General features: G+C 66.2%; 20 protein-coding genes. 14 read left to right on the forward strand and 6 right to left on the reverse strand.

Going from position 1 to position 24,716, the window contains the following annotated elements; all coding sequences use genetic code 11:
* Positions 1-467 precede the first annotated feature (467 nt).
* On the forward strand, positions 468-5,327 hold the full coding sequence (locus AC1RGE_RS03840; protein WP_011061034.1) for an NAD-glutamate dehydrogenase: 4,860 nt from the start codon (positions 468-470) through the stop codon (positions 5,325-5,327).
* 97 nt (positions 5,328-5,424) lie between these two features.
* On the opposite strand, the gene AC1RGE_RS03845 is transcribed toward AC1RGE_RS03840, so the two are convergent.
* The 3 genes from AC1RGE_RS03845 to AC1RGE_RS03855 form a co-directional block, all read right to left on the reverse strand.
* Positions 5,425-6,147, reverse strand: a complete 723-nt coding sequence (locus tag AC1RGE_RS03845; RefSeq protein ID WP_015635425.1) for an META and DUF4377 domain-containing protein — start codon at positions 6,145-6,147, stop codon at positions 5,425-5,427.
* Positions 6,148-6,513: 366 nt separating this feature from the next.
* Positions 6,514-7,878, reverse strand: coding sequence for an ArnT family glycosyltransferase (locus AC1RGE_RS03850; RefSeq protein WP_026020192.1), 1,365 nt, complete (start codon positions 7,876-7,878; stop codon positions 6,514-6,516).
* Between the two features lie 286 nt (positions 7,879-8,164).
* A complete protein-coding gene (locus tag AC1RGE_RS03855; RefSeq protein WP_011061037.1) occupies positions 8,165-8,479 on the reverse strand; it encodes a hypothetical protein in 315 nt (104 codons plus the stop codon).
* A 244-nt stretch (positions 8,480-8,723) separates the two neighbouring features.
* Between AC1RGE_RS03855 and AC1RGE_RS03860 the strand changes: the two genes are divergently transcribed.
* The 3 genes from AC1RGE_RS03860 to AC1RGE_RS03870 are packed head-to-tail and all read left to right on the forward strand — an operon-like array spanning position 8,724 to position 10,910.
* Positions 8,724-9,380: an STN domain-containing protein gene (locus AC1RGE_RS03860; RefSeq protein ID WP_050783811.1), complete on the forward strand. Its 657-nt coding sequence runs from the start codon at positions 8,724-8,726 to the stop codon at positions 9,378-9,380.
* Entirely contained in the window at positions 9,377-9,922 is a 546-nt protein-coding gene (locus AC1RGE_RS03865) for an RNA polymerase sigma factor (protein ID WP_011061039.1), read from the forward strand. The genes AC1RGE_RS03860 and AC1RGE_RS03865 overlap by 4 nt, the downstream gene beginning before the upstream one ends.
* A gap of 37 nt (positions 9,923-9,959) precedes the next feature.
* A complete protein-coding gene (locus AC1RGE_RS03870) occupies positions 9,960-10,910 on the forward strand; it encodes a FecR family protein (RefSeq protein ID WP_015635428.1) in 951 nt (316 codons plus the stop codon).
* Positions 10,911-11,036: 126 nt separating this feature from the next.
* On the opposite strand, the gene gspJ is transcribed toward AC1RGE_RS03870, so the two are convergent.
* Together gspJ and AC1RGE_RS03880 are read right to left on the reverse strand one after the other, a co-directional pair.
* The gene (gspJ, locus tag AC1RGE_RS03875; RefSeq protein ID WP_011061041.1) at positions 11,037-11,648 is read right to left on the reverse strand and encodes a type II secretion system minor pseudopilin GspJ; all 612 of its coding nucleotides are present in this window, start codon (positions 11,646-11,648) and stop codon (positions 11,037-11,039) included.
* Positions 11,645-12,106, reverse strand: coding sequence for a GspH/FimT family pseudopilin (locus AC1RGE_RS03880; protein ID WP_492583411.1), 462 nt, complete (start codon positions 12,104-12,106; stop codon positions 11,645-11,647). Before AC1RGE_RS03880 ends, gspJ begins: the two co-directional genes overlap by 4 nt.
* Before the next feature lie 130 nt (positions 12,107-12,236).
* On the opposite strand from AC1RGE_RS03880, the gene AC1RGE_RS03885 reads away from it, so the two are divergent.
* Positions 12,237-12,665, forward strand: a complete 429-nt coding sequence (locus AC1RGE_RS03885) for a type II secretion system protein N (protein ID WP_011061043.1) — start codon at positions 12,237-12,239, stop codon at positions 12,663-12,665.
* 3 nt (positions 12,666-12,668) lie between these two features.
* On the opposite strand, the gene gspI is transcribed toward AC1RGE_RS03885, so the two are convergent.
* On the reverse strand, positions 12,669-13,055 hold the full coding sequence (gene gspI, locus AC1RGE_RS03890) for a type II secretion system minor pseudopilin GspI (RefSeq protein WP_011061044.1): 387 nt from the start codon (positions 13,053-13,055) through the stop codon (positions 12,669-12,671).
* 148 nt (positions 13,056-13,203) lie between these two features.
* Here gspI and gspG point away from each other — a divergent pair, with 148 nt between their 5' ends.
* The 9 genes from gspG to AC1RGE_RS03935 all read left to right on the forward strand — a co-directional run bounded on the left by gspG (position 13,204) and on the right by AC1RGE_RS03935 (position 24,676).
* The gene (gene gspG, locus AC1RGE_RS03895; protein ID WP_011061045.1) at positions 13,204-13,653 is read left to right on the forward strand and encodes a type II secretion system major pseudopilin GspG; all 450 of its coding nucleotides are present in this window, start codon (positions 13,204-13,206) and stop codon (positions 13,651-13,653) included.
* Between the two features lie 8 nt (positions 13,654-13,661).
* Complete coding sequence (gspK, locus tag AC1RGE_RS03900) at positions 13,662-14,642, forward strand: type II secretion system minor pseudopilin GspK (RefSeq protein ID WP_019094873.1); 981 nt, start codon at positions 13,662-13,664, stop codon at positions 14,640-14,642.
* A complete protein-coding gene (gene gspL, locus AC1RGE_RS03905; protein ID WP_019094874.1) occupies positions 14,639-15,853 on the forward strand; it encodes a type II secretion system protein GspL in 1,215 nt (404 codons plus the stop codon). The genes gspK and gspL overlap by 4 nt, the downstream gene beginning before the upstream one ends.
* Positions 15,846-16,412 carry a type II secretion system protein GspM gene (gspM, locus tag AC1RGE_RS03910; protein ID WP_065363917.1) on the forward strand — a complete coding sequence of 189 codons (567 nt, stop codon included), beginning with the start codon at positions 15,846-15,848 and terminating at the stop codon, positions 16,410-16,412. Before gspL ends, gspM begins: the two co-directional genes overlap by 8 nt.
* Complete coding sequence (gene gspD / locus AC1RGE_RS03915; protein WP_492583413.1) at positions 16,409-18,793, forward strand: type II secretion system secretin GspD; 2,385 nt, start codon at positions 16,409-16,411, stop codon at positions 18,791-18,793. Before gspM ends, gspD begins: the two co-directional genes overlap by 4 nt.
* 220 nt (positions 18,794-19,013) lie before the next feature.
* Positions 19,014-20,435: a type II secretion system ATPase GspE gene (gene gspE / locus AC1RGE_RS03920; RefSeq protein ID WP_015635436.1), complete on the forward strand. Its 1,422-nt coding sequence runs from the start codon at positions 19,014-19,016 to the stop codon at positions 20,433-20,435.
* On the forward strand, positions 20,435-21,646 hold the full coding sequence (gspF, locus tag AC1RGE_RS03925; RefSeq protein WP_019094876.1) for a type II secretion system inner membrane protein GspF: 1,212 nt from the start codon (positions 20,435-20,437) through the stop codon (positions 21,644-21,646). The genes gspE and gspF overlap by 1 nt, the downstream gene beginning before the upstream one ends.
* Before the next feature lie 547 nt (positions 21,647-22,193).
* Entirely contained in the window at positions 22,194-23,372 is a 1,179-nt protein-coding gene (locus tag AC1RGE_RS03930) for a substrate-binding domain-containing protein (RefSeq protein ID WP_011061052.1), read from the forward strand.
* Between the two features lie 125 nt (positions 23,373-23,497).
* Positions 23,498-24,676, forward strand: a complete 1,179-nt coding sequence (locus AC1RGE_RS03935; RefSeq protein ID WP_015635438.1) for a substrate-binding domain-containing protein — start codon at positions 23,498-23,500, stop codon at positions 24,674-24,676.
* Positions 24,677-24,716: the final 40 nt, after the last annotated feature.

The following is a 24,716-nucleotide window of genomic DNA, read 5'->3' on the forward strand; positions in this document are numbered from 1 at the left end:
TGTCAGAGAACAGGTCGTGAACACAATCGCTGCGGCAGTCACTTTTGGTACGCAAGTACCGTGAATCCGGGGAAAAAAACCGGTTTTTCCACCGCGGCTGCTAGTGTTGCTCAAAGCGTGAGCGTTCTGCTGCGTGCCGTTGACCGAATATGTCGCAGCATCGCAAGCAGCTGTCACATCGCACTCGTTAAGCTGCGCAGCGGACAATTTGTTCTTAGTGCAATAGGTTGCGTCTGATTTGTGATGGTCACCTGTAAAGGCATTGCGCTCGGTTTCCCGGCAAGCGTCAGTCGTTTTTGCAGATGCCCATCCCCGGAAGGTGAATGTGACCTGTGCGTCTCGTCCAGCTTCACCCACCTGTCATCCTGCTACCTCTGCCCGAGACCAGGAGCAGGATGCAGCACCGCCCCGCGAGGGGTTTGCACGCGACGCTTCCATCAATAACAAGCCCAAGCGGAGTACCACAGATGGCGTTCTTCACCGCAGCCAGCAAAGCCGACTTCCAGCACCAACTGCAAGCGGCACTGGCGCAGCACATCAGTGAACAGGCACTGCCACAAGTGGCGCTGTTCGCTGAACAATTCTTCGGCATCATTTCCCTGGACGAACTCACCCAGCGTCGCATGTCCGACCTGGCGGGCTGCACCCTTTCTGCCTGGCGCCTGCTTGAGCGCTTCGACCACGGGCAACCGCAGGTCCGCGTCTACAACCCCGATTACGAACGCCATGGCTGGCAGTCGACCCACACTGCTGTGGAAGTCCTGCACCACGACCTGCCGTTTTTGGTGGACTCGGTACGCACCGAGCTCAACCGTCGCGGCTACAGCATCCACACCCTGCAGACCACCGTGCTCAGCGTACGCCGTGGCAGCAAGGGCGAGCTGCTGGAAATCCTGCCCAAGGGCACCCAGGGCGAAGGCATCCAGCAAGAGTCGCTGATGTACCTGGAGATCGACCGTTGCGCCAACGCCGCCGAACTCAGCGTGCTGGGCAAGGAGCTGGAACAGGTACTGGGCGAAGTGCGGGTCGCCGTGGCCGACTTCGAGCCGATGAAGGCCAAGGTCCAGGAACTGATCCAGAGCATCGACAACAGCCAGTTCCCGATCGCTGCCGAAGAAAAGACCGAGATCAAGAGCTTCCTCGAATGGCTGGTGGGCAACCACTTCACCTTCCTCGGTTATGAAGAATTCGTGGTCGGCGCCGACCAGGACGGCGGGCATATCGAATATGACCCGAACTCCTTCCTCGGCCTGGCCAAGCTGCTGCGCGCCGGCCTGACCAGCGACGACCTGCGCATCGAAGACTACGCCGTCAACTACCTGCGCGAACCGACGCCGCTGTCCTTCGCCAAGGCCGCGCACCCGAGCCGTGTGCACCGTCCGGCCTACCCGGATTTCGTCTCGATCCGCCAGATCGATGCCGACGGCAAGGTCATCAAGGAATGCCGCTTCATGGGCCTGTACACCTCTTCGGTGTACGGCGAGAGCGTGCGGGTGATCCCTTACATCCGCCGCAAGGTCGAAGCCATCGAGCAGCGCTCGGGCTTCCAGGCCAAGGCGCACTTGGGCAAGGAACTGGCCCAGGTCCTGGAAGTGCTGCCCCGCGATGATCTGTTCCAGACCCCGGTGGACGAGCTGTTCAGCACCGTGATGTCCATCGTGCAGATCCAGGAACGCAACAAGATCCGTGTGTTCCTGCGCAAAGACCCCTACGGTCGTTTCTGCTACTGCCTGGCCTACGTGCCGCGCGACATCTATTCCACCGAAGTGCGGCAGAAGATCCAGCAAGTGCTGATGGATCGCCTGCAAGCCACTGACTGTGAGTTCTGGACCTTCTTCTCCGAGTCGGTGCTGGCCCGTGTGCAGTTGATCCTGCGGGTGGACCCCAAGCAGCGCATCGACATCGATCCGCTGCTGCTGGAAAAAGAAGTGGTGCAGGCCTGCCGCAGCTGGCAGGACGACTACGCCAGCCTGGTGGTGGAAAGCTTCGGCGAAGCCCACGGCACCAATGTGCTGGCGGACTTCCCCAAAGGCTTCCCGGCCGGCTACCGCGAGCGCTTCGCTGCCCATTCGGCGGTGGTGGACATGCAGCACCTGCTGAGCCTCACCGAAGCCAACCCGCTGGTGATGAGCTTCTACCAGCCCCTGGGCCAGGTCTCCGGCCAGCGCGAGCTGCACTGCAAGCTGTACCACGCCGACACCCCGCTGGCGCTGTCCGACGTGCTGCCGATCCTGGAAAACCTCGGCCTGCGCGTGCTGGGCGAATTCCCGTACCGCCTGCGTCACAACAATGGCCGTGAGTTCTGGATCCACGACTTCGCCTTCACCGCCGCCGAAGGCCTGGACCTGGATATCCAGCAGCTCAACGACACGCTGCAGGACGCCTTCGTCCATATCGTGCGCGGCGATGCCGAGAACGATGCCTTCAACCGCCTGGTGCTGACCGCCGGCCTGCCATGGCGCGACGTGGCGCTGCTGCGTGCCTACGCCCGCTACCTGAAGCAGATCCGCCTGGGCTTCGACCTGGGCTACATCGCCAGCACCCTGAACAACCACACCGACATCGCCCGCGAGTTGACCCGGTTGTTCAAGACCCGCTTCTATCTGGCGCGCAAGCTCACCAGCGACGACCTGGAAGACAAGCAGCAGCGTCTGGAGCAGGCGATCCTCACCGCCCTGGACGACGTCCAGGTGCTCAACGAAGACCGCATCCTGCGGCGCTACCTGGACCTGATCAAGGCCACCCTGCGCACCAACTTCTACCAGACCGACGCCAACGGCCAGAACAAGTCCTACTTCAGCTTCAAGTTCAACCCGCACCTGATCCCCGAGCTGCCCAAACCGGTGCCCAAGTTCGAAATCTTCGTCTACTCGCCACGGGTCGAAGGCGTGCACCTGCGCTTCGGCAACGTTGCCCGTGGCGGCCTGCGCTGGTCCGACCGTGAAGAAGACTTCCGCACCGAAGTCCTGGGCCTGGTCAAAGCCCAGCAAGTGAAGAACTCGGTGATCGTTCCAGTCGGTGCGAAGGGCGGCTTCCTGCCGCGTCGCCTGCCACTGGGCGGCAGCCGGGACGAGATCGCGGCCGAGGGCATCGCCTGCTACCGCATCTTCATCTCCGGCCTGCTGGACATCACCGACAACCTGAAGGACGGCGCCCTGGTGCCGCCGGCCAACGTCGTGCGCCATGACGACGATGACCCCTACCTGGTGGTCGCGGCGGACAAGGGCACTGCGACCTTCTCCGACATCGCCAACGGCATTGCCATCGACTACGGCTTCTGGCTGGGTGATGCATTCGCCTCCGGCGGTTCGGCCGGTTACGACCACAAGAAGATGGGCATCACCGCCAAGGGTGCGTGGGTTGGCGTGCAGCGCCACTTCCGCGAGCGCGGCATCAATGTCCAGGAAGACAGCATCACCGTGGTCGGCGTCGGCGACATGGCCGGCGACGTGTTCGGCAACGGCTTGCTGATGTCCGACAAGCTGCAACTGGTGGCGGCGTTCAACCACCTGCACATCTTCATCGACCCGAACCCGGATCCGGCCACCAGCTTCGTCGAGCGCCAGCGCATGTTCGCGCTGCCGCGTTCGGCCTGGAGCGACTACGACACCAGCATCATGTCCGAAGGCGGCGGTATCTTCTCCCGTAGCGCCAAGAGCATCGCCATCTCGCCGCAGATGAAAGAGCGCTTCGACATCCAGGCGGACAAGCTGACCCCCACCGAGCTGCTCAACGCCTTGCTCAAGGCGCCGGTGGACCTGCTGTGGAACGGTGGTATCGGCACCTACGTCAAGGCCAGCACCGAGAGCCACGCCGACGTCGGCGACAAGGCCAACGACGCCCTGCGCGTCAACGGCAACGAGCTGCGCTGCAAGGTGGTGGGCGAGGGCGGCAACCTGGGCATGACCCAGCTGGGTCGTGTGGAGTTCGGCCTCAATGGCGGCGGTTCCAACACCGACTTCATCGACAACGCCGGTGGCGTGGACTGCTCCGACCACGAAGTGAACATCAAGATCCTGCTCAACGAAGTGGTGCAGGCCGGTGACATGACCGACAAGCAGCGCAACCAGCTGCTGGCGAGCATGACCGACGAAGTCGGCGGCCTGGTGCTGGGCAACAACTACAAGCAGACCCAGGCCCTGTCCCTGGCTGCGCGCCGTGCCTACGAGCGTGCCGCCGAGTACAAGCGCCTGATGAGCGACCTGGAAGGCCGTGGCAAGCTGGACCGCGCCATCGAGTACCTGCCGACCGAGGAGCAGCTCACCGAGCGCGCCGCCACCGGCAAGGGCCTGACCCGTCCGGAACTGTCGGTGCTGATTTCCTACAGCAAGATCGACCTCAAGGAAGCCCTGCTCAAGTCCCTGGTACCGGATGACGACTACCTGACCCGTGACATGGAGACCGCGTTCCCGCCAAGCCTGGTGGCCAAGTTCTCCGAGGCCATGCGTCGCCATCGTCTCAAGCGCGAGATCGTCAGCACCCAGATCGCCAACGACCTGGTCAACCACATGGGCATCACCTTCGTGCAGCGCCTGAAGGAGTCCACCGGCATGAGCCCGGCGAACGTCGCCGGTGCCTATGTGATCGTGCGGGACATCTTCCACCTTCCGCACTGGTTCCGTCAGATCGAAGCCCTGGACCACCAGGTTTCGGCTGAAGTGCAACTGGCGTTGATGGACGAGCTGATGCGCCTGGGCCGTCGTGCCACCCGCTGGTTCCTGCGCAGCCGGCGCAACGAGCAGGATGCGGCGCGTGACGTTGCGCACTTCGGTCCGCACCTGGCGGCGCTGGGCCTGAAGCTCGACGAGCTGCTCGAAGGCCCGACCCGCGAGGGCTGGCAAGCCCGTTACACCGCCTATGTCGAAGCCGGTGTGCCGGAGTTGCTGGCGCGCATGGTTGCAGGCACTACCCACCTGTACACCCTGCTGCCGATCATCGAGGCCGCTGATGTGACCGGCCACGATGCGGCGGAAGTGGCCAAGGCCTACTTCGCCGTGGGCAGTGCCCTCGACCTGCCGTGGTACCTGCAGCAGATCAGCGATCTGCCGGTGGCCAACAACTGGCAGGCGGCGGCGCGCGAAGCCTTCCGCGATGACGTGGACTGGCAGCAGCGGGCGATCACCATCAAGGTCCTGCAGATGGCCGATGCGCCGGATGACATGGAGGCCCGCGTGGCCCTGTGGCTGGAGCAGAACGCGAGCATGGCCGATCGCTGGCGCGCCATGATGGTGGAAATCCGTGCCGCCAGCGGCACCGACTACGCCATGTATGCGGTGGCCAACCGCGAGTTGCTGGACCTGGCCATGAGCGGTCAGTCGGTGCTGTAACGGCCTGACCCCGCCCAGAACCAAAAAAGCCCCGTATCTTGCGATACGGGGCTTTTTTATTGCCTGTCGGTTTGTGCCGGTTGGCGGGTGGCTCGGCTCAGTGGGCCGCCGAGGCGTCCTGCTCGACCACCATGTCCAGCACATAGACGCTGGACGGGGCATCGGCGGGTGCATTCTTCCACTCGTACTGCTTGACCCGCAGCACATTGCGCACGCCGTCCTGGTGCTCGTAGCCCTCGATGGACTGGTACAGCGGGTGCCAGGTGTCCTGGGTCGGCAGCTGCAGGCCGGCGTCGTCGTAGCGGCGCTCACGCACTTGCAGGCACTGGAAGTCGGGGATCAGCGGGTGGCTGCACTTGACGGTCTTGGCCGCCACTTCCAGGAAGCGGGTCTGGCCCTGGCTGCCGTAGCGGGTTTCCGGGGTGGGCTGGCCTTCGAACGTGAGCAGGGTGCCGTCCTGGGTGGCCAGTTGCAGGGTCGGGGTCGACTGGTCGCCGCCGAAGGTGGTGCGCAGGTCGCCCTTGAGCAGGTTGGCGATTTGTGCGTCCAGGGCCATCAGTTTCGGCTCGCAGGCCATCAGGGTGGCGGCCAGTGGCTGTACCTTGAGCACGCCATTTTCATGCTGGAAGCCGCCGAACTGGCGGTTGCAGCCGCCGCTGATGCTCAGGTTCTGCCCGGCGAAGGTCAGGCGCAGCTGGCGCTCGATGCCCTTGTCCAGGGCGGCGACGGGCTTGCCCGCCGCATCGCGGGCCGCAACCAGCTGCCAGTAGTAGGCGGACAGCGCAGGCTGGGCGCTGACGGAGGCAGTGCTGGCGGGCATGGAAGAAGATCCTTCAGGGGTGGTGGAAGCCGGGGTGCAGGCCTGGAGCAGGGCGGCACAGACGGATACGAGGAGGATGTTTTGCTTCATGGTTCGCTCTTTCAGCCTTGATGGAGTATGGCCTGCCGCATGGGGGGCAGGCCCAGGCCGGTAACCTGTGGCGGTGAGGTCGTCGGGCCAGTGCTGCGTGGGCCGCAAGCCGCCGCAGGGCGACCTCCGCCGTTACCGATTGCGATGTGACAGCACTGTGCCAGTTCGGTTTCATCGCCGGGGGTGCCCGGGAGTGTTACCAAATCTTGCACGCTGCCGGTGAGCGCCGTTGCCTGCTTCCGGCCGGGCGCTGCGGGCCAGGTGTGGACGCCCGCCTTACCAGAACCAGTAAGGCAGGAATTTGGGAGTGGGTTCTTTGGCCAGTTCCAGATGATAGGTGATGGCGTTGAAGAAGAACCCATCCAGCAAGAGAAAGGCCGCCACGCCGAATGCCAGGACGATGACCTCGTAATGCCGGTGCCCGGTGTACTGCCGGCCGATCCAGTAGCGCACGCCGCTGAGCAGGGCAAAGCTTGAAAACACCCCGGCGAAGTCGGGCTGCAGGGGCCGGGCGGCAAAGCTGTTGTAGCCCAGCACCAGCAGCGCCAGGAACGCGCCGATGGTCGGCAGGTTCAGGCACAGGCGCAGCAGGCGTCTGCGGGTGGCGCTGAACAGGCCGTTGGGGTCGATGAAGATGTAGGCCGCCAGCAGGGAAATGGCCGGGGTGATGGACAGCACGTAACGCGCCTTCTTCGAGTTGGGGATGGTGAAGAACACAATCAGCACCACGAACCAGGCGCCCAGGTGCAGCAGCAGGCGCGGCGCCGACAGCGACGGGGCGCCGAGCCACTGGCGGCCGCTCCTGGCCATCACGCAGAGGGCGTAGAACGCCGTGAAGCTGTAGGTGATCAGCCCGGCGCTGAAGTAGAAGTAGTAGCGCGGCGAGTGATCGCTGGCGATCCGGCCCAGGCCCTGCATCTCCAGCACTTGCTGCATGAAGGCATCGCCGCCCTGCACGTGGGCGGCCCAGGCCAGTAGCGCGACCCCGGCGGCGAACAGCAGGCCGCTCACCAGCGAGAACCCGACCAGGGTTCGCCACTGCCGGCTCAGCAGGTAATAGCTGCCGACCACCAGTGCCGGGCCGATCATGCCGATCGGCCCGCGCAGGGCAAAGCCCAGGATCAGGCCGAGGAACACCAGCGCCAGGCGTCCGCGCTGCTGCTTGAGGTCGGCGGAGTAGGCCAGGTAGAAGCAGCCTGCGGTGATCAGGGCGGGGTAGATGTCCAGGGCCAGGGAGTTGACGCTATCCACGAAGGCCCAGGTGAACAGCGCAAAGAGCACGCCGCACAGGCCCCATTTGCGCTCATGCAGGGCCCCCAGCTTGTAGATGAACACCAGCATCAGCGACGCAGCGATGCAGAAGGGCAGGCCCATCGACAGCACGGACAGCTGGCCGAAGGGCAGCGACGCCAGATAGACCAGCACCGTGTTGGCGATGGTGTAGTCGGGGTAGGGCTGCAGATCGTCGGCAATGGGGAACAGCGTCATGCCGTGCTGCAGCATGTAGTCGGCAAAGTCGACGAAGCGCGTGGTGTAGTTGAGGACTGCCGGTTTGTACTGCAGCGCCATGAACAGCGCGAGGGCAATCAGGAAAATGCTTTGGCAGGGGCGCTGCAGGATCAGCTTTTTATAGTCTTCCATGCGTCCAACACGCAAAAAAACACCAATGATAGGGTGGCCGGCAGGCGAACGCCATCCACGCGCCGTGTTCGGGGCCGTTGCCGGCACCGGGGTTCAAGGCTCGGCAATCTAGCGCGCCCGGGGTTAACGCCCGGTATACGGGCAGGGGCTGATCAAGGGGGCGCGGCGCAGTGCGCGATTGGCCACGGGGCGACCGTCGCCCGCTGCCTTCGCCGCTGTCCAGGCGGGCCCTGGGACGGGCCCGGTGGCGGGTAGCGGCCCGGCAATCGGCCGACCGCGGCGCCGTTCAGGGCCGTTGCGGCTTGACCGAGGTGCCGAAGGTGTTGCCCATGCGCACGCCGGTGGCCGCCGGCGTCGAGAGCCCGACCTGATTCGGTGGGCGCTTGTTCACCGGGTCCTCCAGGGCCTGCTGGTTGGCCTGGGCCGCCTTCACTGCGTCCGGGTTGTTGCCCATCTGTTTGCTCAGGCAGTTGTAGTCGGGGGCCTTGTAGCCGCCGACGCTGACTTCCACGCAGCCCTCGCTGGCTTCTTCGGCATGCAGCGTCCAGGGCAGGGCGCTGAGCAGCCACAGGGCTGCGCTGTATCGGCTTAATCGTTTCATCCTGGCCTCCTGGCTGGCCCGGGGAATCGGGCTTCGATGCCGGCCGAGTGTAGTGCAAAGCCCGGCCTGAAAAAGTGATGGTTTTTTTGCCGTGGCCGTAACACCAGATTCATAAACTGGCCTCAGGATGACGCTTTTCAGGGATTGGACCGCAGTGCAGCGACGCAGAGCGCAGGTCGGGCGATGGACGTCATTGCACGGGGGCTTGGCGACCTGTGTGGTGGCGCTCGGGCTGCTGCTGTGGATGCCGGCGGGCTGGGCCCAGGGCCCTCCCGGCGGGCCGCCGCGGGTGGATTCACAGGCCCTGCTGGCACTGGAGATACCGGCGCAGAACCTGGCGGATGCCCTGGAGCTGTTCAGCCGCGCCACCGGGATGGCGGTGCTGGTGGACCGGGAGCTGACCCGGGGCCGGCGCTCGGTGGGGATCAACGGTCACTACAGCGCCCGGGAAGGCCTGAGCCGGTTGTTGGCCGGCAGTGGCCTGATGGCCCGCTACGCCCGCAGCGATGCTTTCACCCTGCAGGTGCCGCAGGCCACACAGCCGGCCGTGCAGCCCGGCGCGGCGGGCAGTCGTGCGGCGCGGCTCAACAGCAGCTACGCCAGCGCCCTGCAACGGGCGGTGGAACGCAGCCTGTGCGGCTCGGCGCTGACTCGGCCGGGGAGCTTTCGCGCCTTGCTGCAACTGTGGATCGGCGGCGACGGAGCGGTGCAACACAGCCGCCTGGTGAGTTCCACCGGCGACCTGCAACGGGATGAGGCGCTGGTGCAGCGCCTGGCCCAGACCCGGGTCGAGCGCCAGGCACCGAGCTCGTTGCGCCAGCCGCTGACCTTACTCTTGATACCGGACACGACAGGGAAACGCATGGACTGCAAGGAATGGGAAGGAGCTTCCGGGGTATGAAAAATACCGGACACAGTGCGATGGTCAGGCTGTTCCTGACGTCCTACGAGGATTTTCGGGTGCGCTTGCGCAGGCGCCTGGGGTCCGAGGACCTGGCCAACGACGTCCTGCACGAAACCTACCTGCGGGTCGACCGCATGGAAGAGCCGCCGAACCTGGCGCAACCCAATGCCTACCTGTACCGCATGGCGCTGAACATTGCCGCCGACCGGCGCCAGTCCGATGCCCGCCTGCTCACCGGCGATGAGGTCGAGGAGCTGTTGCAGATCGCCGACGAAGCCCAGGACCCCTCGCGGGTGGTGGGTGGCCAGAAGGAAATCCAGACCCTGCTCAAGGCCCTCTACGAACTCCCGGCGCGGCGCCGCAAGATCTTCATTGCCGCGCGCCTGGAAGAGGCGCCGCACCTGGAAATTTCCCAGCGCTTCGGCATTTCCACACGGATGGTGGAGAAGGAACTCAAGGCAGCCCTCGGCCATTGCGCCCTGCGCCTGGAAAGAAAAGTCATTCAGCGGTTCGGTCCCGGGGCCGGAAAACCGTCCTAGACAAAGAGCCCTGATCAATCCGTGAGTACCTGCGCGCTTGAACATTTTTAGCATCTCCACACCCCAGGCCTCGGCGGACCAGCAGTTGCTGAGCGAAGCCCGGGACTGGCTGGTCCTTCTGACGTCGGGGCGGGCCACCGCCGCCGATGCCCGGGCGCTGCGCCAATGGTGCGGGCAAAGCCCGCAGCACGCGGCCGCCTTCGAGCAGACCAAGGCCCTGTGGCATTGCCTGCAACCGGCAGCGGCGCTGCTGGAGCAGCAAGCGCGGCCGCGGCACTTTGGCCGCCGGGCCTTTCTTGGCGGCGCCCTGGCGGCCTCGGCGGCGCTGTTCATGGTGCGGCTCACGGTGCCGGGCGGCTTTGCCGGATTGACCGCCGACTTTGCCACCGAAGTCGGCGAACAGCGCCGGGTGGATCTGGCCGAGGGCGTGAGCCTGGAGCTCAACACCCAGACCCGCATCAGCCGGCGTGACCTGGGCGCGGGCGAGCAGGGCATCGAACTGCTGGAAGGCGAAGTGGAAGTCTTCAGCCAGCGCCTGCAGCCGCTCAAGGTCCAGGCCGGCGAGGGCTGGCTCAGCGCGCGCCAGGCGCGCTTCAACCTGCGCAACACCGACCACCAGGTGTGCGTCACCTGCATCGAAGGCAGCCTGCAAGTGGACGTGGCCGGGCGCAGCATTGGCCTGGATAGCGGCCGCCAGCTGACCTACGACCCGCGCAGCATCGGCGAGCCCCAGGTGGTGGACATCCACAGCGTGATTGCCTGGCGCGAGCAGGTCCTGGTGTTCGACAACGCCAGCCTCAACACGGTGATCAGCGAGATCAATCGCTACCGCCCGGGAATGCTGGTGCTGCTCAATGCCGAACTGGGCAAGCGCAAGGTCCAGGCGCGTTTCAACCTCAACCAGCTGGCTGGCGTGGCCTTGCTGATCCGCGACGCCTACGGTGCCAAGTGCACCGAATTGCCCGGCGGCGTGGTGCTCCTGAGCTGATCCGCGAAACACCAACAGCCCCCTGTAGGAGCTGGCTTGCCAGCGAAGGGGCCGGCGCTATTTGCCGAATTCTCAGGGCCTGGCCGCTACGCGGTTCGCCGGCAAGCCGGCTCCTACGTGAGAGGATTATTGCAACGGCCCCAGCACTTGCCGGTAGCGCTCTTCGCCCTGGGGCGTCTGGCGCACCAGGCGGATCTCCAGGCCCTGGGGGCTGTCTTGGCGGTTGCCGCTGAGCTGGCGCCAGCCTTTGTCGGCATCCCAGACCCGTACTTGCAGGTCGCTGACCCGGTTCAGCACCGCCACGCCGTCGCGCGGCGCGGGCAAAGGGTAGCGGTCGCGGGGCTCGGCCACGGCGCGGTACAGGGTGTCGCCCTTGAGCCACCAGCGCACCCGTTGCAAGCCTTCCCCCGGGGTGGCGGCGCTGCGTATCACCTCCAGGCGAAAGCCCTTGCTGTCGGAGCTGCGCACGCTCAGCGGGGCCGGGCTGTCGGGTTCGGCTTCTTCGCTGTCGCCCAGGGCCGGCTCGCGCAGCTGGGTGCCGGCACGCAGGGCCACGTCACGTTCCAGCTGGTTGAGGGTGCGCAGCAGTTCTTCGGTCTGTTCGGTGCTGGCCTTGAGATGGCTGTCGGCCCGGGTGACGCTGTCCAGGCCGCGCCAGGCAATCAGGCTGACCACCGCCATCAGCATGATCGCCACCATCACTTCGATCAGGGTGAACCCCTGCTGCCGGCGCTTCATGGCTGGGTCACCACCCGCAGTTGGCCGGCGGCGCTGCGTTCCAGGCTCAGGCTGTGCTGGCCGTCGGACAACACCAGGCGCAGCGGCGGGTTGATCCATTCGGCGTTCAATACCAGGCGCTGCCTGGGTTCGATGCGCACTTGCAGCGCCGGGGTTTCCCAGGCCCGGGGGCGCAGTTGGGGGTCGCCACGCAAGTCATCGATGCCGCCTCCGAATTCGCTGTGGCGGCTGAAGGCAAAGCCCTTGGCCGTGGCTCGCCAGGTGATCGGCCGACCATCGGCGCGGGCTTCGGCCTGGGCCACTTGCAGCAGTTGCGCCAGGCGCTCGGCGTCCTTGCGCAGCAGTTGCAGCGGGTCGGGCTTGATGCTCAGGCCCACGGCCGCGCTGGCAATGCCGATGATCACCAGCACCACCATCAGCTCGATCAGGGTGAAGCCTTGTTGCTTGCCTGCCTGCATCGGATTGCACTCCTTGGCCCTCGGACCAGCCTGCCAGACGCAGATGATCGTCCGGTGAAATAAAACCGTGAGAATTGAGCGGTAGGCTGGGGGCACGGACAAACAGGAGGTCCCCCCGATGCTACGTACCATGTCATTCGCCCCGCGCCTTGATGCCCCTCGACTGCTGCAGTACGCGGCCTTGCTGGCGGCCCTGGGTGGGGTCGCCACCTGGTCGTCGCTGCTGCTGACCCCGGCCGAATCCCAGACCCCGGCGGTGGCGCCCCAGGTGCTGGCCGCGCGTTCCGACAACCCGGCCCTGCAGTGGTTTGCCAACCAGCCGGCCCAGGTGCAGATCAAGGTGTCCGGGGTCATGGCCGGGGCCCGTGGCGCGGTGGCGATCCTGCATCTGAACGATGGCCCGCCGCGCAGCTTCCTGGCCGGGGAAACCCTGACCCAGGGTGTGCGCCTGGCTGCGATCGAGGCCGACGGCGTGCTGATCGAGCGCGGCGCCGAGCAGTCGCGGATCAAGGTCAGCAAGCTGCCGGACTCGCCGGAGCTGCCGCGGTTGACCCGCTAGGCCTCACTGGCGTTGTACCTGCGGCCGGCTGACCAGGGTTTCCAGGCGCGCAAGCGGCGGCGCCTCGCGGCTGCGGTCGCTGACTTGCACCTGCACGCGCACCAGCCCCGGCGCACTGCCCGGGGCGATGCGGGTTTCGCAGCGCAGCTTGAGCCGTCCCTGGTCGCAGTCGAGGTTCTTCACGCCGCTGTTCAGGCGGCCTTCCAGGCGCACTTCGGCGACCCGGCTCTGGGCCGCCAGCAAGGCCAGGGATTTGTCCCGCAGCAGGCCATTGCTCTGGGTCATCAGGCCCGCCACGCGCACCGCTGCAGCCATCGCCACGGCAATGATGGCCAGGGCCACCAGCACTTCGATCAGGGTGAAACCAGCTTGTTTGCGCAGGGCTTGCATGGGCCGCTCGAGACCGGGAAACAGCCTCGCAGACTAGCCTGCGGGCTTGACCGAATGGCGACCGAAACTCCCGAGGTTTTTCAATACCACTGACATATCTTCTTGCAACACTGCGCGACGAATCGAACTTACGCCAAGGAATGTCGAGATGGATATCGCGCCTGTAACATCCCCGCCCCGAGGCCTGCGCGGCCAGCGTGGCTTCACCCTGATCGAGATCATGGTCGTGGTGGTGATCCTCGGGATCCTGGCAGCCATGGTGGTGCCCAAGGTCCTGGATCGCCCGGACCAGGCACGGGCCACGGCGGCCAGGCAGGACATCGCCGGGCTCATGCAGGCCCTCAAGCTCTATCGCCTGGACCACGGCAGCTACCCGAACATGAACCAGGGCCTGAAGGTGCTGGTGGAGCGCCCGGCCAATGCCAAGGACAGCAACTGGCGCTCCTACCTGGAACGTCTGCCCAATGACCCCTGGGGCCGCCCGTATCACTACCTCAACCCCGGTGCCAACGGCGAAGTGGATGTGTTTTCCCTCGGCGCCGATGGCCAGCCCGACGGCGACGGCGTGAATGCCGATATCGGCTCCTGGCAACTATAGGGCCGGTCGTGAAAGCCCATTCGCCCAGTGCGGCGAAGCAGCGTGGCATGGCCATCATCAGCGCCTTGCTGATCGCCGCGGTGGTGGCGGTGATCGCCGGGGGCATGCTTACCCGGCAAACCTCTTTCACCCGTGCGGTGGAAGCCGAACAGGCGCGGATCGTCGCTGCCGGGGTGCTTCAGGGCGGCCTGGAATACAGCCGGCAACTGCTCTGGGACGCGCGCCAGCGTGATGTGTTGACACGCCTCGACCAGGCCTGGGCGCGGCCCATCGGCGACCAGGCCCTGGGTGGATTCAACGCCGGGTTCCAGGGCCACCTGCAAGACCTGCAGGGCAAGTTCAACCTGCGCAACCTAGTGTTCAACCAGCAGGTGGATGCGGGGCAACTGCAGAGCTTCCAGCAGTTGTGCCAACTGATCGGCATCGACGGCGCCCTGGGCCGGCGCATCAGCCAGCGGGTGATCGCTTCCTACCCCCAGCGCCTGCAGGCGCCAGCCGCCACCAGCAGCCATGGCAGTTTCAACAGCGGTCGCCAGACCTCGGCAGGCGCTGCGGCGCAGACCCTGGCGCCCAGGCAGCCGATGCTGCGCAGCCTGGACGACTTGCTGGGCCTTGAGGGCGTGACCCCGGAACTGCTGGCGCGCCTGGAGCCGTACGTGAGCATCCTGCCGGGCAATACCTGGATCAACGGCAACACCGCCAGCGCCGAGGTGCTGGTGGCGGCGGTGCCGGGCCTGGATCTGTCCCGGGCCCGGGCCCTGGTGGCCGAGCGTGACGCCGGGCACTGGTTCATCAACCGTGGCGATTTCGTCAATCGCCTGCGCCTGCCGCAGTTGCAGGTGGACCAGATCAAGGTCGGCATCACCAGCGAGTGGTTCCTGCTTCAGGGCCAGGCCCGCCGTGATCAGCGCCGGGTCAGCCTGCAAGCGCTGCTGCACCGTCCCGAGGACCGCATGCCCCAGGTGATCTGGTCGCGGGTGGGCGCATGAGCCGCCTGCGCATCGGCCTGCCGCCCCTGGACTTGTTGCTCGGCACCGAGCAGCCGCAGCAGTGCCGGGTGGATTTTGCAAGGCTCGATCGTGGCGGGCGGGTCACGGATACCGGTTGCTGTGCCCTGGGCCAGCTGGGGTTGCCGGGCAAGGGTGACAAGCCGCCCGCAGTGGAGTGTTTCCTGCACCCACTGGACAGCCTGCTGACCCAGATCCCATTGCCGCAATTGCCCGCTGCGCGGATCAAGGCCGCGGTGGCCTGCGCTGCCCAGGCGCTGATCCTCGGCCCCAGTGAACAGATGCATGTGGCCCACGGCCCCCGCGATGCAGAGGGCCAGGTGGCGCTGAGCTGGCTGCCCCGGGAACGCCTGCAGGCCCTGGGGCGGCTGCTGGAGCAGGCCGGGTTGAAGCTCGCCGGCCTGTACCCGGCGCCCTACGCCTTGCCGGTGCCGCCCCCGGGGCAGATCAACCTGTGCCTGCTGGACGAGCAGTTGCTGGTGCGCCAGAGCGCCACCCAGGGCAGCGTGCAGCCCCTGGTGGCCGAGACCCTGGAGCAGTTGCGCGCCAGCGCCAGCGAGCTGTGCTGGATCGGCGAAGTGCCAGCGCTGCCGGGGCAACCATTGCCAGCGCCACAACCCCTGCTGGCGCAATTGCGCTGGAGCGGCACGCCGCCTTCCTGGGGCCTGCACAGCGGCGCGCTGGCCGGCACCCGCGCCCCCCAGGGCTGGGGCCGGGCCCTGGGCTGCTGCGCCCTGGCGGTGGCGGTCTGGGTGCTGGGCCTGAACCTGTACGCCGCCCGCGAGGCAGAGCAGGGGCAGCGGCTCAAGGCGCAGATGAGCCAGCGGGTGAAGCAGGTATTCCCCGAATTGCCGGTGGTGCTCAATCCGTTGCAACAGGCTCGCCAGCAACTGGCGGCGCGCCAGAGCGGCGCTGCGGCGGACCCGAGCCAGGGCTTCGCCCACCTGCTGGCCCAGGCGGGGCTGGCCATGCCGTTCATGGTGGGCAGCGTGCAAAGCCTGGAGTTTTCCGGGCAGCGCTTGCAGCTCCAATTGTTGCCAGACACCCCGAAAACCGCCGACAGCGCCTGGCAGGGGGCCCTGATCCAGGCCGGCTACAGCGTCCAGGCCCAGGGCAATGGCTGGAGCCTGGCCCCGGGGCAGGCTCCAGCCGAAGAGAGCACAGCCGAGGCAACGGGAGAAGACAATGAATAAGGCCATGCTGGCGCCGTATCGGGCGCGCTGGTCGCGCCTGCGGGCCCAGGCCCTGGGTCACTGGAACGGCCTGGCCCTGCGGGAAAAGCGCTTGCTGGGGGCCACTGCCCTGGGGTTGCTGGGGCTGTTGCTGTGGTTGCTGCTGATCCAGCCGCCGCTGAAGAAGATCGACTACTGGCAAGCCGAGACACCCAAGCTGCGCTCCCAGGCCGAGGCCCTGGAAGTGCTGCTGCACGAGGTCGCGGCGGGCTCTCGCAATGCCCCGGGCGAAAGCCTGGAACAGGCCCTGCGCCAGGCTCTGGATGCGGCCGGGCTCCAAGGCCGCTACCAGTTGCAACACGCGGATCAAGCCGGCCCCGAGAGCTGGCGGTTGACCTTTGAGCAGGCCCCGGCGGATGCCGTGGTCGGCTGGCTGCTGGGGGCTCCCCGGCAGTTTTCACTGCAGGTGGTGGAGGCTCGTCTGCAACGTGCAGACGGGGCCGCTGCCCAAGACTCGGCAGGCACACTGTCCGGGACCGTTCGCATGGATCAGGCGCAGGGCGCTAAGGAAGCTTCATGAAGTGGTCAGGTTCCAACTACGTGCGCCAGTGTCGCAAGGCCGCACCTTTTCTGCTGCTGGCGCTGGGGGCTTGCAGCAACACCACCTCCACCACGCCGCCGCCCTTGCTGGTGGACAGCGAGCTGGGCCAGCCCCTGGCTGACACCCGGCGCAGCGGCGATCTGCTGGCGGACCGCGAGCGCTTGCAGGCGCAACAGGCGCAACGGCCGAAAGTCCTGCACCCGGTGACCAGCAGCAGCCGCGCCCAGGGCACGTCGCGCAGCACCAGCGTGCCGCGCAATCCTCTGGGGGATCAGCCGGTGCAACTGAACTTCGTCGACGCCGATATCCAGGCGGTGGTGCGCGCGCTGTCCCGTTCCACCGGCCAGCAGTTCCTGGTGGACCCACGGGTCAAGGGCAACCTGACCCTGGTCAGCGAAGGCCAGGTGCCGGCGCACCAGGCCTACGACATGCTGCTGGCGGCCCTGCGCATGCAGGGTTTCTCCGTGGTGGACGTGGGCGGGGTGGCCCAGGTGGTGCCCGAAGCCGACGCCAAGCTGCTGGGCGGGCCGATCTACAGCGCCGACAAGCCGGCGGGCAACGGCATGCTGACCCGCACCTTCCGCCTGCAATATGAAAATGCGGTGAACCTGATTCCGGTGCTGCGGCCCATCGTCTCGCCGAACAACCCGATCAATGCCTACCCGGGCAACAACACCATCGTAGTCACCGACTACGCGGAGAACCTGCAGCGGGTGGCGCAGATCATCAACGGCATCGACACCCCGAGCGCCATCGACACCGATGTGGTGGCGGTGCAGAACGGCATCGCCGTGGACATCGCCACCATGGTCGCCGAACTGCTGGAAACCCAGGGCGCCGATCAGACCCAGAAGATCAGCGTGATCGGCGACCCGCGTTCCAACTCCATCATCATCCGCGCCGGCAGCCCGGAGCGCACCGAACTGGCGCGCAACCTGATCTACAAACTGGACAACGCCCAGAGCAACCCCAGCAACCTGCACGTGGTGTACCTGCGCAACGCCCAGGCCGGCAAGCTGGCCCAGGCCCTGCGCGGGCTGCTCACCGGGGAAAGCGACAGCGCCGGCAGCGACGGCGCCCGGGCCATGCTCAGCGGCATGGGCGGCAACAGCCAGGGCGCCCAGGGCGCGAGCCAGAACAGCAGCGGCACGCCCACCGGCAGTGGCAACCTCAACAACAGCAGCAGCGGCAGTGGTGCCTACGGCCAGGGCAGCAGCGCCGGCCAGGGCGGCACGGGCCAGCAGAATGACCAGAACACCGCCTTCAGTGCCGGTGGCGTGACCATCCAGGCCGATGCCACCACCAACACCTTGCTGATCTCGGCGCCGGACCCGCTGTATCGCAACCTGCGGGAGGTCATCGATCAGCTCGACCAGCGTCGCGCCCAGGTGGTGATCGAGAGCCTGATCGTCGAAGTCAGCGAAGACGATGCCAGCGAGTTCGGCGTGCAGTGGCAGGCCGGCAATCTCGCCGGGCGCGGCGGCTTTGGCGGGGTCAACCTCGGCGGCAGCGGGCTGGTGGGCACGCCGGCGAGCAAGACCAGCATCGACGTGTTGCCCAAGGGCCTGAACGTCGGCGTGGTCAACGGCACGGTGGACATCCCGGGGATCGGCAAGGTGCTGGACCTCAAGGTCCTGGCCCGGGCATTGAAGAGCAAGGGCGGCACCAACGTGTTGTCGACGCCCAACCTGTTGACCCTGGACAACGAGGCGGCGAGCATCTTCGTCGGCCAGACCATTCCCTTTGTCACCGGCAGCTATGTGACCGGCGGTGGCGGCACCAGCAACAACCCGTTCCAGACCGTGCAGCGTGAAGAAGTGGGCCTGAAGCTCAATGTGCGGCCGCAGATCTCCGAAGGCGGCACGGTGAAGCTGGATATCTACCAGGAGGTCAGCAGCGTCGACCAGCGGGCTTCGGTGGACGCCGGCACCGTGACCAACAAGCGGGCGATCGACACCAGCATCCTGCTGGATGACGGGCAGATCATGGTGCTCGGCGGCCTGCTGCAGGACGGCTACAGCCAGAGCAACGACGCAGTGCCGTGGCTGTCGAACATCCCCGGGCTCGGGGTGCTGTTTCGCAACGACAAGCGCAGCGTGACCAAGACCAACCTGATGGTGTTCCTGCGGCCCTACATCATTCGCGACAGTGGCGCGGGGCGCAGCATTACCCTCAATCGCTATGACTTCATGCGCCGGGTACAGGGCCAGTTGCAGCCGGAGCGCAGTTGGGTGATGCCGGATATCCAGGCGCCGCAACTGCCGGCGGCGAGCAAGGCGATCCCCGGGGCAGTGCCGGTGTCCCTGCAGGGCGTACCGCAGACGCCGCGGGCGCCGATTCGCGCGGTGCCGGTGCAATGAACGGGGCAAAGGGGTCCCAAATCCGGGCTGCCAAGCCCTTCGTAGGCGCCGGCTTGCCGGCGAAGCGGCCCGTGGATCGGGCGCTGATCTTGCTGGCGCCTGCGCTGGCAAGCCGGCGCCTTATGGGGGATGCCCCCATTCTTTTCCAGGCCGGCGGGCATCGCGGGTTTCACCGTGGCAGCCCACGCAATGGCGCCGCACCCCACAAGGAGCCACAGCCATGACCACCCAGTTGCCCTACGCCTGGGCCAAGTCCCAGCGCATCCTCCTGCGCCACACCGAGCAAGGCGCAGTGCTGCTGGTGTGCCCCTCGACGCCTGGCTGGTCCATCAGCGAAGCCCGCCGCCAGTTCGGCCCGGCGCGCCTGGAGCGAATTCGCGACGAGGAACTCGACGGCCTGCTGGCCACCGCCTACGCCGACACCGGCAGCGCAGCAGCGGTGGTCGGGGCGGCGGAGAACGAGGTGGATCTGGACCGCCTGATGCAGGACATGCCGGAAATCACCGACCTGCTGGACACCCAGGACGGCGCCCCGGTGATCCGCATGATCAACGCCTTGCTCACCCAGGCCGCACGGGACGAGGCCAGCGATATCCATATCGAACCCTTCGAGACCCATTCGGTGGTGCGCTATCGGGTCGACGGCACCCTGCGCGACGTGGTGTCGCCACGCAAGGCGCTGCACGGCGCGCTGGTGTCGCGGATCAAGATCATGGCCCAGCTGGACATCGCCGAAAAACGCCTGCCCCAGGACGGGCGCATCGCCCTGCGGGTGGCCGGGCGGCCCATCGATATCCGTGTGTCCACGGTGCCCACCGGGCATGGCGAGCGGGTGGTGATGCGCCTGCTGGACAAGCAGGCCGGGCGCCTGCAACTGGAAACCTTGGGCATGGATCCGGACCTGCTGGCGCGCCTGGATACCCTGATCCGCCAGCCCCACGGCATTGTCCTGGTCACCGGGCCCACCGGCAGCGGCAAGACCACCAGCCTCTACGCGGCCCTGGCCCGGCTGGATGCCAGCACCAGCAATATCCTCACCGTCGAGGACCCGGTGGAATACGACCTGCCGGGCATCAGCCAGATCCAGGTCAACGCCAAGATCGACATGACCTTCGCCCTGGCCCTGCGGGCGATCCTGCGCCAGGACCCGGACATCATCATGATCGGCGAGATCCGCGACCTGGAGACCGCGCAGATCGCGGTCCAGGCCTCGCTCACCGGGCACCTGGTGCTGGCGACCCTGCACACCAACGACGCGGTATCGGCGGTCAACCGCCTGATCGACATGGGGGTGGAGCCGTTTCTCCTGGCCTCGTCGATGCTCGGGGTGCTGGCCCAGCGCCTGGTGCGGCGCCTGTGCAGCCAGTGCAAGGAGCAGGACCCGGCCAACCCCGGCACCTGGCGCCCGGTGGGCTGCCCGGCCTGCAACCACATCGGCTACAGCGGGCGAACCGGGATCCATGAGCTGTTCTGCATCGATGACGATGTGCGCAGCCTGATCCACCAGGGCGCCGAGGAGCAGGCCCTGCGTGCCGCCGCGCGCCGGGCCGGGATGTTCAGCATGCGCGAAGACGGTGAACGCTGGGTGCGCAGCGGCGCCACCGCGCCGGAAGAAATCCTGCGTGTGACACGGGACGCCTGATGAATCGCTATCGCTATGAAGCCGCCGACGCCCTCGGCAAGATCGAATCCGGGCACCTGGAAGCCGACAGCCAGGATGCGGCCTTCGCCAGCCTGCGCAGCCGCGGCCTGACCGCCTTGCTGGTGCAGCTCGATGGCAACGGCGGCGACGGCGGAGCAGGGGGGCTGCTGCGCCCCAGGCTCTCGGACAACGACCTGGCCTGGGCCACCCGCCAGCTGGCCAGCCTGCTGGGGGCCAGCCTGCCGCTGGAGGCCGCGCTGAGCGCCACGGTGGAGCAGGCCGAGCGCAAGCACATCGCCCAGACCCTGAGCGCGGTGCGCGCGGATGTGCGCAGCGGCATGCGCCTGGCCGAGGCCCTGGCGGCGCGGCCCAGGGATTTTCCGGAGATCTACCGGGCGCTGATTGCCGCCGGCGAAGAGTCCGGCGACCTGGCCCAGGTCATGGAGCGGCTGGCGGACTACATCGAAGAGCGCAACGGCCTGCGGGGCAAGATCCTCACCGCCTTTATCTACCCGGGGGTGGTGGGGCTGGTGTCCATCGGCATCGTGATCTTCCTGCTCAGCTATGTGGTGCCTCAGGTGGTCAGTGCCTTCTCCCAGGCGCGCCAGGACCTGCCGGGGCTGACCCTGGCCATGCTCAATGCCAGTGATTTCATCCGTGCCTGGGGCGGCCTGTGCTTTGCCGCCATGGTCGCCGGGTTCTGGGGCTGGCGGGTGTACCTGCGCAACCCCCGGGCGCGCTTGAACTGGCACAGCCGGATCCTGCGCCTGCCGCTGATCGGGCGCTTTGTCCTGGGGCTGAACACCGCGCGTTTTGCCTCGACCCTGGCGATCCTCGGCAGCGCCGGGGTGCCTTTGTTGCGGGCCCTGGAAGCGGCGCGCCAGACCCTGTCCAACGACCGCCTGAGCCAGAGCGTGAGCGAGGCCACGGCCAAGGTGCGCGAAGGCGCCAACCTGGCGGCGGCGCTGCGGGTGGAAAAAGTCTTTCCGCCGGTGCTGATCCACCTGATCGCCAGCGGCGAGAAGACCGGCGCCTTGCCGCCGATGCTGGAACGGGCGGCGCAGACCCTGTCGCGGGATATCGAGCGCCGGGCCATGGGCATGACCGCCTTGCTCGAACCCTTGATGATCGTGGTGATGGGCGGTGTGGTGCTGGTGATCGTGATGGCGGTACTGCTGCCGATCATCGAGATCAACCAGCTGGTCACCTGAACCGCACAACCCAACCCGACCTGACCCCGTCCGGCCCGGTCTGGCCCGGTCCGTAGGCGCTGGCTTGCCAGCGAAGGCGTCGGCAGCGGCGATGCAGGGCTGGCGGGCCTCTTCGCCGGCAAGCCGGCTCCTACGAGAGCGAAGCGGTGGTGCGAAGCATAGGGCAGGGCAGCCATAAAATTTCGCGCCGCGTGCCTCACTCCCGACCGGGCAACGGGCCAACCTCGGGTTCCTCGTTCTGTCATGTTCAGACCCGGTGGCCAGCCCCCTCGGCGCTTGCAGGGCAATGCCGCTTCCAGCCCCGGCAACCTGGCGGTCATTTTCCCGGGAAAGGCGCGAAAACCTCCGACAAACACCCGAGAATCTTTTGCAAAAACAGCTGCTTTCTCCCGAGGTTTTTTCCTTTATCTGTCACCGGAAACTGCGAACTTCTCTCCCCATGGCCTCACCCATCAAGCCGTCTGGATCAAGGCTTCTGGCCCGAGTGCCATGGCGTCATGCAAGAGCTATTCACCCAACGTACGAACACGACGAAAGGAGATTCTTCATGTTTAAGCGCAACGTTCTCGCGGCATCCCTGACCCTGGCTGCCCTGTGCTCGGCACAGGCTGCAATGGCTGATATCAACGGCGGTGGCGCAACCCTGCCACAACCGCTGTACCAGACCGCTGGCGTACTGACCGCCGGCTTCGCTCCCTACATCGGCGTAGGCAGCGGCAACGGCAAGGCTGCCTTCCTGAACAACGACTACACCAAGTTCGTGGCCGGCACCACCGGCAAGAACGTGCACTGGGCCGGTAGCGATTCCAAGCTCAGCGCAGCAGAGCTCAAAGGTTATGAAGACAATCACCAAGCGGCCTGGGGCAAGCTGATCCAGGTGCCTTCGGTGGCCACTTCGGTTGCCGTTCCATTCAACAAGGCGGGTTCCACCGCCGTTGACCTGAGCGTCAATGACCTGTGCGGCGTGTTCTCGGGGCGCGTTTCCAAGTGGGAGCAGCTTCCGACTTCGGGCCGTACCGGCGCCATCACCGTGGTTTACCGCAATGAAAGCAGCGGCACCACCGAGCTGTTCACCCGCTTCCTGAACGCCAAGTGCGCCGAGACCGGCACCTTCGCCGTGACCACCAACTTCGCTTCCAGCTACTCGGGCGGCCTGCCTGCCGGTGCGGTTGCCGCTGTTACCAGCCAAGGCGTCATGGACGCGCTGAACGCTGGCGACGGTCGCATCACCTACATGAGCCCGGACTACGCCGCGCCGACCCTGGCCGGCCTGGACGACGCTACCAAGGTGGCCAAGGTGGCTGGCGTTTCCCCGGCGCCTGCCAACGTTTCCTCGGCTATCGCCGCGGTTGCCGTGCCTGATACCACTGTTCGTGGCGACCAGAACCTGTGGGTTCCTGTCTTCACTTCCCAGGCCAACATCGACGCCAACCCAAGCGACAAGAGCCTGCGCCTGTACCCAACCAGCGGTTACCCAATCCTGGGCTTCACCAACCTGATCTTCAGCCAGTGCTACGCCGACGCTAACCAGACTTCGCAAGTACGGGCTTTCTTCAGCCGTCACTACGGTGCCCTGGTGAACAACGACACCGCCATCAACAACAACCGCTTCGTGCCTCTGCCAGCTGCCTGGAAAACCGCAGTACGTGACTCGTTCGTCACTGCCTCCAGCGGCCTGAGCATCGGTAACGCCAGCGTCTGCAACGCCATCGGCCGTCCGCTGTAACTTTCGCGTCCGATACCTGCAGCACCCGGATCAGCAACGGTTTCGACCGTTGCTGATTTTTTTCATGCTCGGCACAACGGTCCGGCATGAGTGCTCGCCCGTCCTGATACGACAGGAGTCATGTCATGTTCAAAATGCATTGGTTAGCCACGTCACTGGTGGGCAGCGCCCTATGTGCCCAGTTGGCCCTGGCGGATATCAACGGTGGCGGGTCGACGCTGCCGCAGTCGTACTACCTGGCGCCCGGGGTACTGACGGCGGGTTTTGCGCCCTACATCGGCTCTGATCTCGGGGACAAGGAAGCCTTTCTGAACAACGACTACAACCGCCTGATCCCGGGCGCCCCTGCCCGGAACGTGCACTGGGTGGCCACTGAGTCGAAGTTGAGAGGCAGCGAGCTCGACGGCTACTCCATGGCCCATGGCGCGAGCTGGGGGCCGTTGATCCAGGTGCCCGTCGCCGCCACGGCGGTGGCGATCCGCTTCAACAAGGCCGGCATTGGCAACCTGGACCTGAGCGTCAATGACGTGTGCGGGATCTTCTCGGGCCGGCTGGACCGTTGGGAGTACCTGTCGAGCGGTGCAGGCACTTACGGACCACTGACGGTGGTCTACCCGCAAGGGCCCAGTGGCACCACCGAGCTGTTTACCCGTTTTCTCAATGCCAAGTGCTCTGAACCGGCCGGGCCTTTCGCGGTGACCCGGTTCTTCGCCAACGCTTATCCAGCCTCGGTGCCACAGACCGCCAAGAGCGCGCAGGGCAGCCCCCAGATCATGGAAGTGCTCAATGCAACCCCGGGGAGTGTGACCTTCATCGGTTCCAGCCACGCATCCAGCACCCTTGCCGGGCTGGAAGATGGCAGCAAGGTAGCGCGGGTAGGGGGGATAGCCCCGACACCGGCGAACATCGTCAACGCCATCAGCCTGATCAGCCCGCCGACGGCGAACCTATCGACCGGCCCGTTCAGCGACCCCATCAGGTGGGTACCGGTGTTCGCCGCTTCGTTCGATGGCAATGACCCCTCGGTGGTGCCATTTCCCAGCGTCGGGTATCCGATCCTGGGCTTTAGCACCGCGATTTTCAGCCAGTGCTACGCCGATGCGGCGCAAACCGCCCAGGTGCGGGCGTTCTTTGCCCGCCAGTACGGTTCGCTGGTCACTAACGATGCGGCACTGCTCAACAACAACCTGCAACCCTTGCCAGCGATCTGGAAGGCCGCGATACGGAACGCCTTCGTGACGCCCGCCAGCCTGCGCAGTATCGGCAACCCCAATATCTGCAACGCCATCGGCCGACCTTTCTAGCCGGCCAGCGCCGCTTGCCCCTGCCTGCCGCCGTGGCACG

The organism is Pseudomonas sp. GW823-FHT02C05, from assembly GCF_058797595.1.

What these genes read in the sequence shown, in the direction of transcription:
- gspF (WP_019094876.1), top strand. Translation starts at nt 20,435, where the DNA reads ATGAATCGCTATCGCTATGAAGCCGCCGACGCCCTCGGCAAGATCGAA.
- AC1RGE_RS03865 (WP_011061039.1), top strand. Translation starts at nt 9,377, where the DNA reads ATGAAAAATACCGGACACAGTGCGATGGTCAGGCTGTTCCTGACGTCC.
- AC1RGE_RS03880 (WP_492583411.1), bottom strand. Translation starts at nt 12,106, where the DNA reads ATGCAGGCAGGCAAGCAACAAGGCTTCACCCTGATCGAGCTGATGGTG.
- AC1RGE_RS03850 (WP_026020192.1), bottom strand. Translation starts at nt 7,878, where the DNA reads ATGGAAGACTATAAAAAGCTGATCCTGCAGCGCCCCTGCCAAAGCATT.
- AC1RGE_RS03860 (WP_050783811.1), top strand. Translation starts at nt 8,724, where the DNA reads ATGCCGGCGGGCTGGGCCCAGGGCCCTCCCGGCGGGCCGCCGCGGGTG.
- gspJ (WP_011061041.1), bottom strand. Translation starts at nt 11,648, where the DNA reads ATGAAGCGCCGGCAGCAGGGGTTCACCCTGATCGAAGTGATGGTGGCG.
- gspD (WP_492583413.1), top strand. Translation starts at nt 16,409, where the DNA reads ATGAAGTGGTCAGGTTCCAACTACGTGCGCCAGTGTCGCAAGGCCGCA.
- gspL (WP_019094874.1), top strand. Translation starts at nt 14,639, where the DNA reads ATGAGCCGCCTGCGCATCGGCCTGCCGCCCCTGGACTTGTTGCTCGGC.
- AC1RGE_RS03855 (WP_011061037.1), bottom strand. Translation starts at nt 8,479, where the DNA reads ATGAAACGATTAAGCCGATACAGCGCAGCCCTGTGGCTGCTCAGCGCC.
- gspM (WP_065363917.1), top strand. Translation starts at nt 15,846, where the DNA reads ATGAATAAGGCCATGCTGGCGCCGTATCGGGCGCGCTGGTCGCGCCTG.
- AC1RGE_RS03885 (WP_011061043.1), top strand. Translation starts at nt 12,237, where the DNA reads ATGTCATTCGCCCCGCGCCTTGATGCCCCTCGACTGCTGCAGTACGCG.
- gspI (WP_011061044.1), bottom strand. Translation starts at nt 13,055, where the DNA reads ATGCAAGCCCTGCGCAAACAAGCTGGTTTCACCCTGATCGAAGTGCTG.
- AC1RGE_RS03935 (WP_015635438.1), top strand. Translation starts at nt 23,498, where the DNA reads ATGTTCAAAATGCATTGGTTAGCCACGTCACTGGTGGGCAGCGCCCTA.
- gspE (WP_015635436.1), top strand. Translation starts at nt 19,014, where the DNA reads ATGACCACCCAGTTGCCCTACGCCTGGGCCAAGTCCCAGCGCATCCTC.
- gspG (WP_011061045.1), top strand. Translation starts at nt 13,204, where the DNA reads ATGGATATCGCGCCTGTAACATCCCCGCCCCGAGGCCTGCGCGGCCAG.
- AC1RGE_RS03930 (WP_011061052.1), top strand. Translation starts at nt 22,194, where the DNA reads ATGTTTAAGCGCAACGTTCTCGCGGCATCCCTGACCCTGGCTGCCCTG.
- AC1RGE_RS03840 (WP_011061034.1), top strand. Translation starts at nt 468, where the DNA reads ATGGCGTTCTTCACCGCAGCCAGCAAAGCCGACTTCCAGCACCAACTG.
- AC1RGE_RS03845 (WP_015635425.1), bottom strand. Translation starts at nt 6,147, where the DNA reads ATGCCCGCCAGCACTGCCTCCGTCAGCGCCCAGCCTGCGCTGTCCGCC.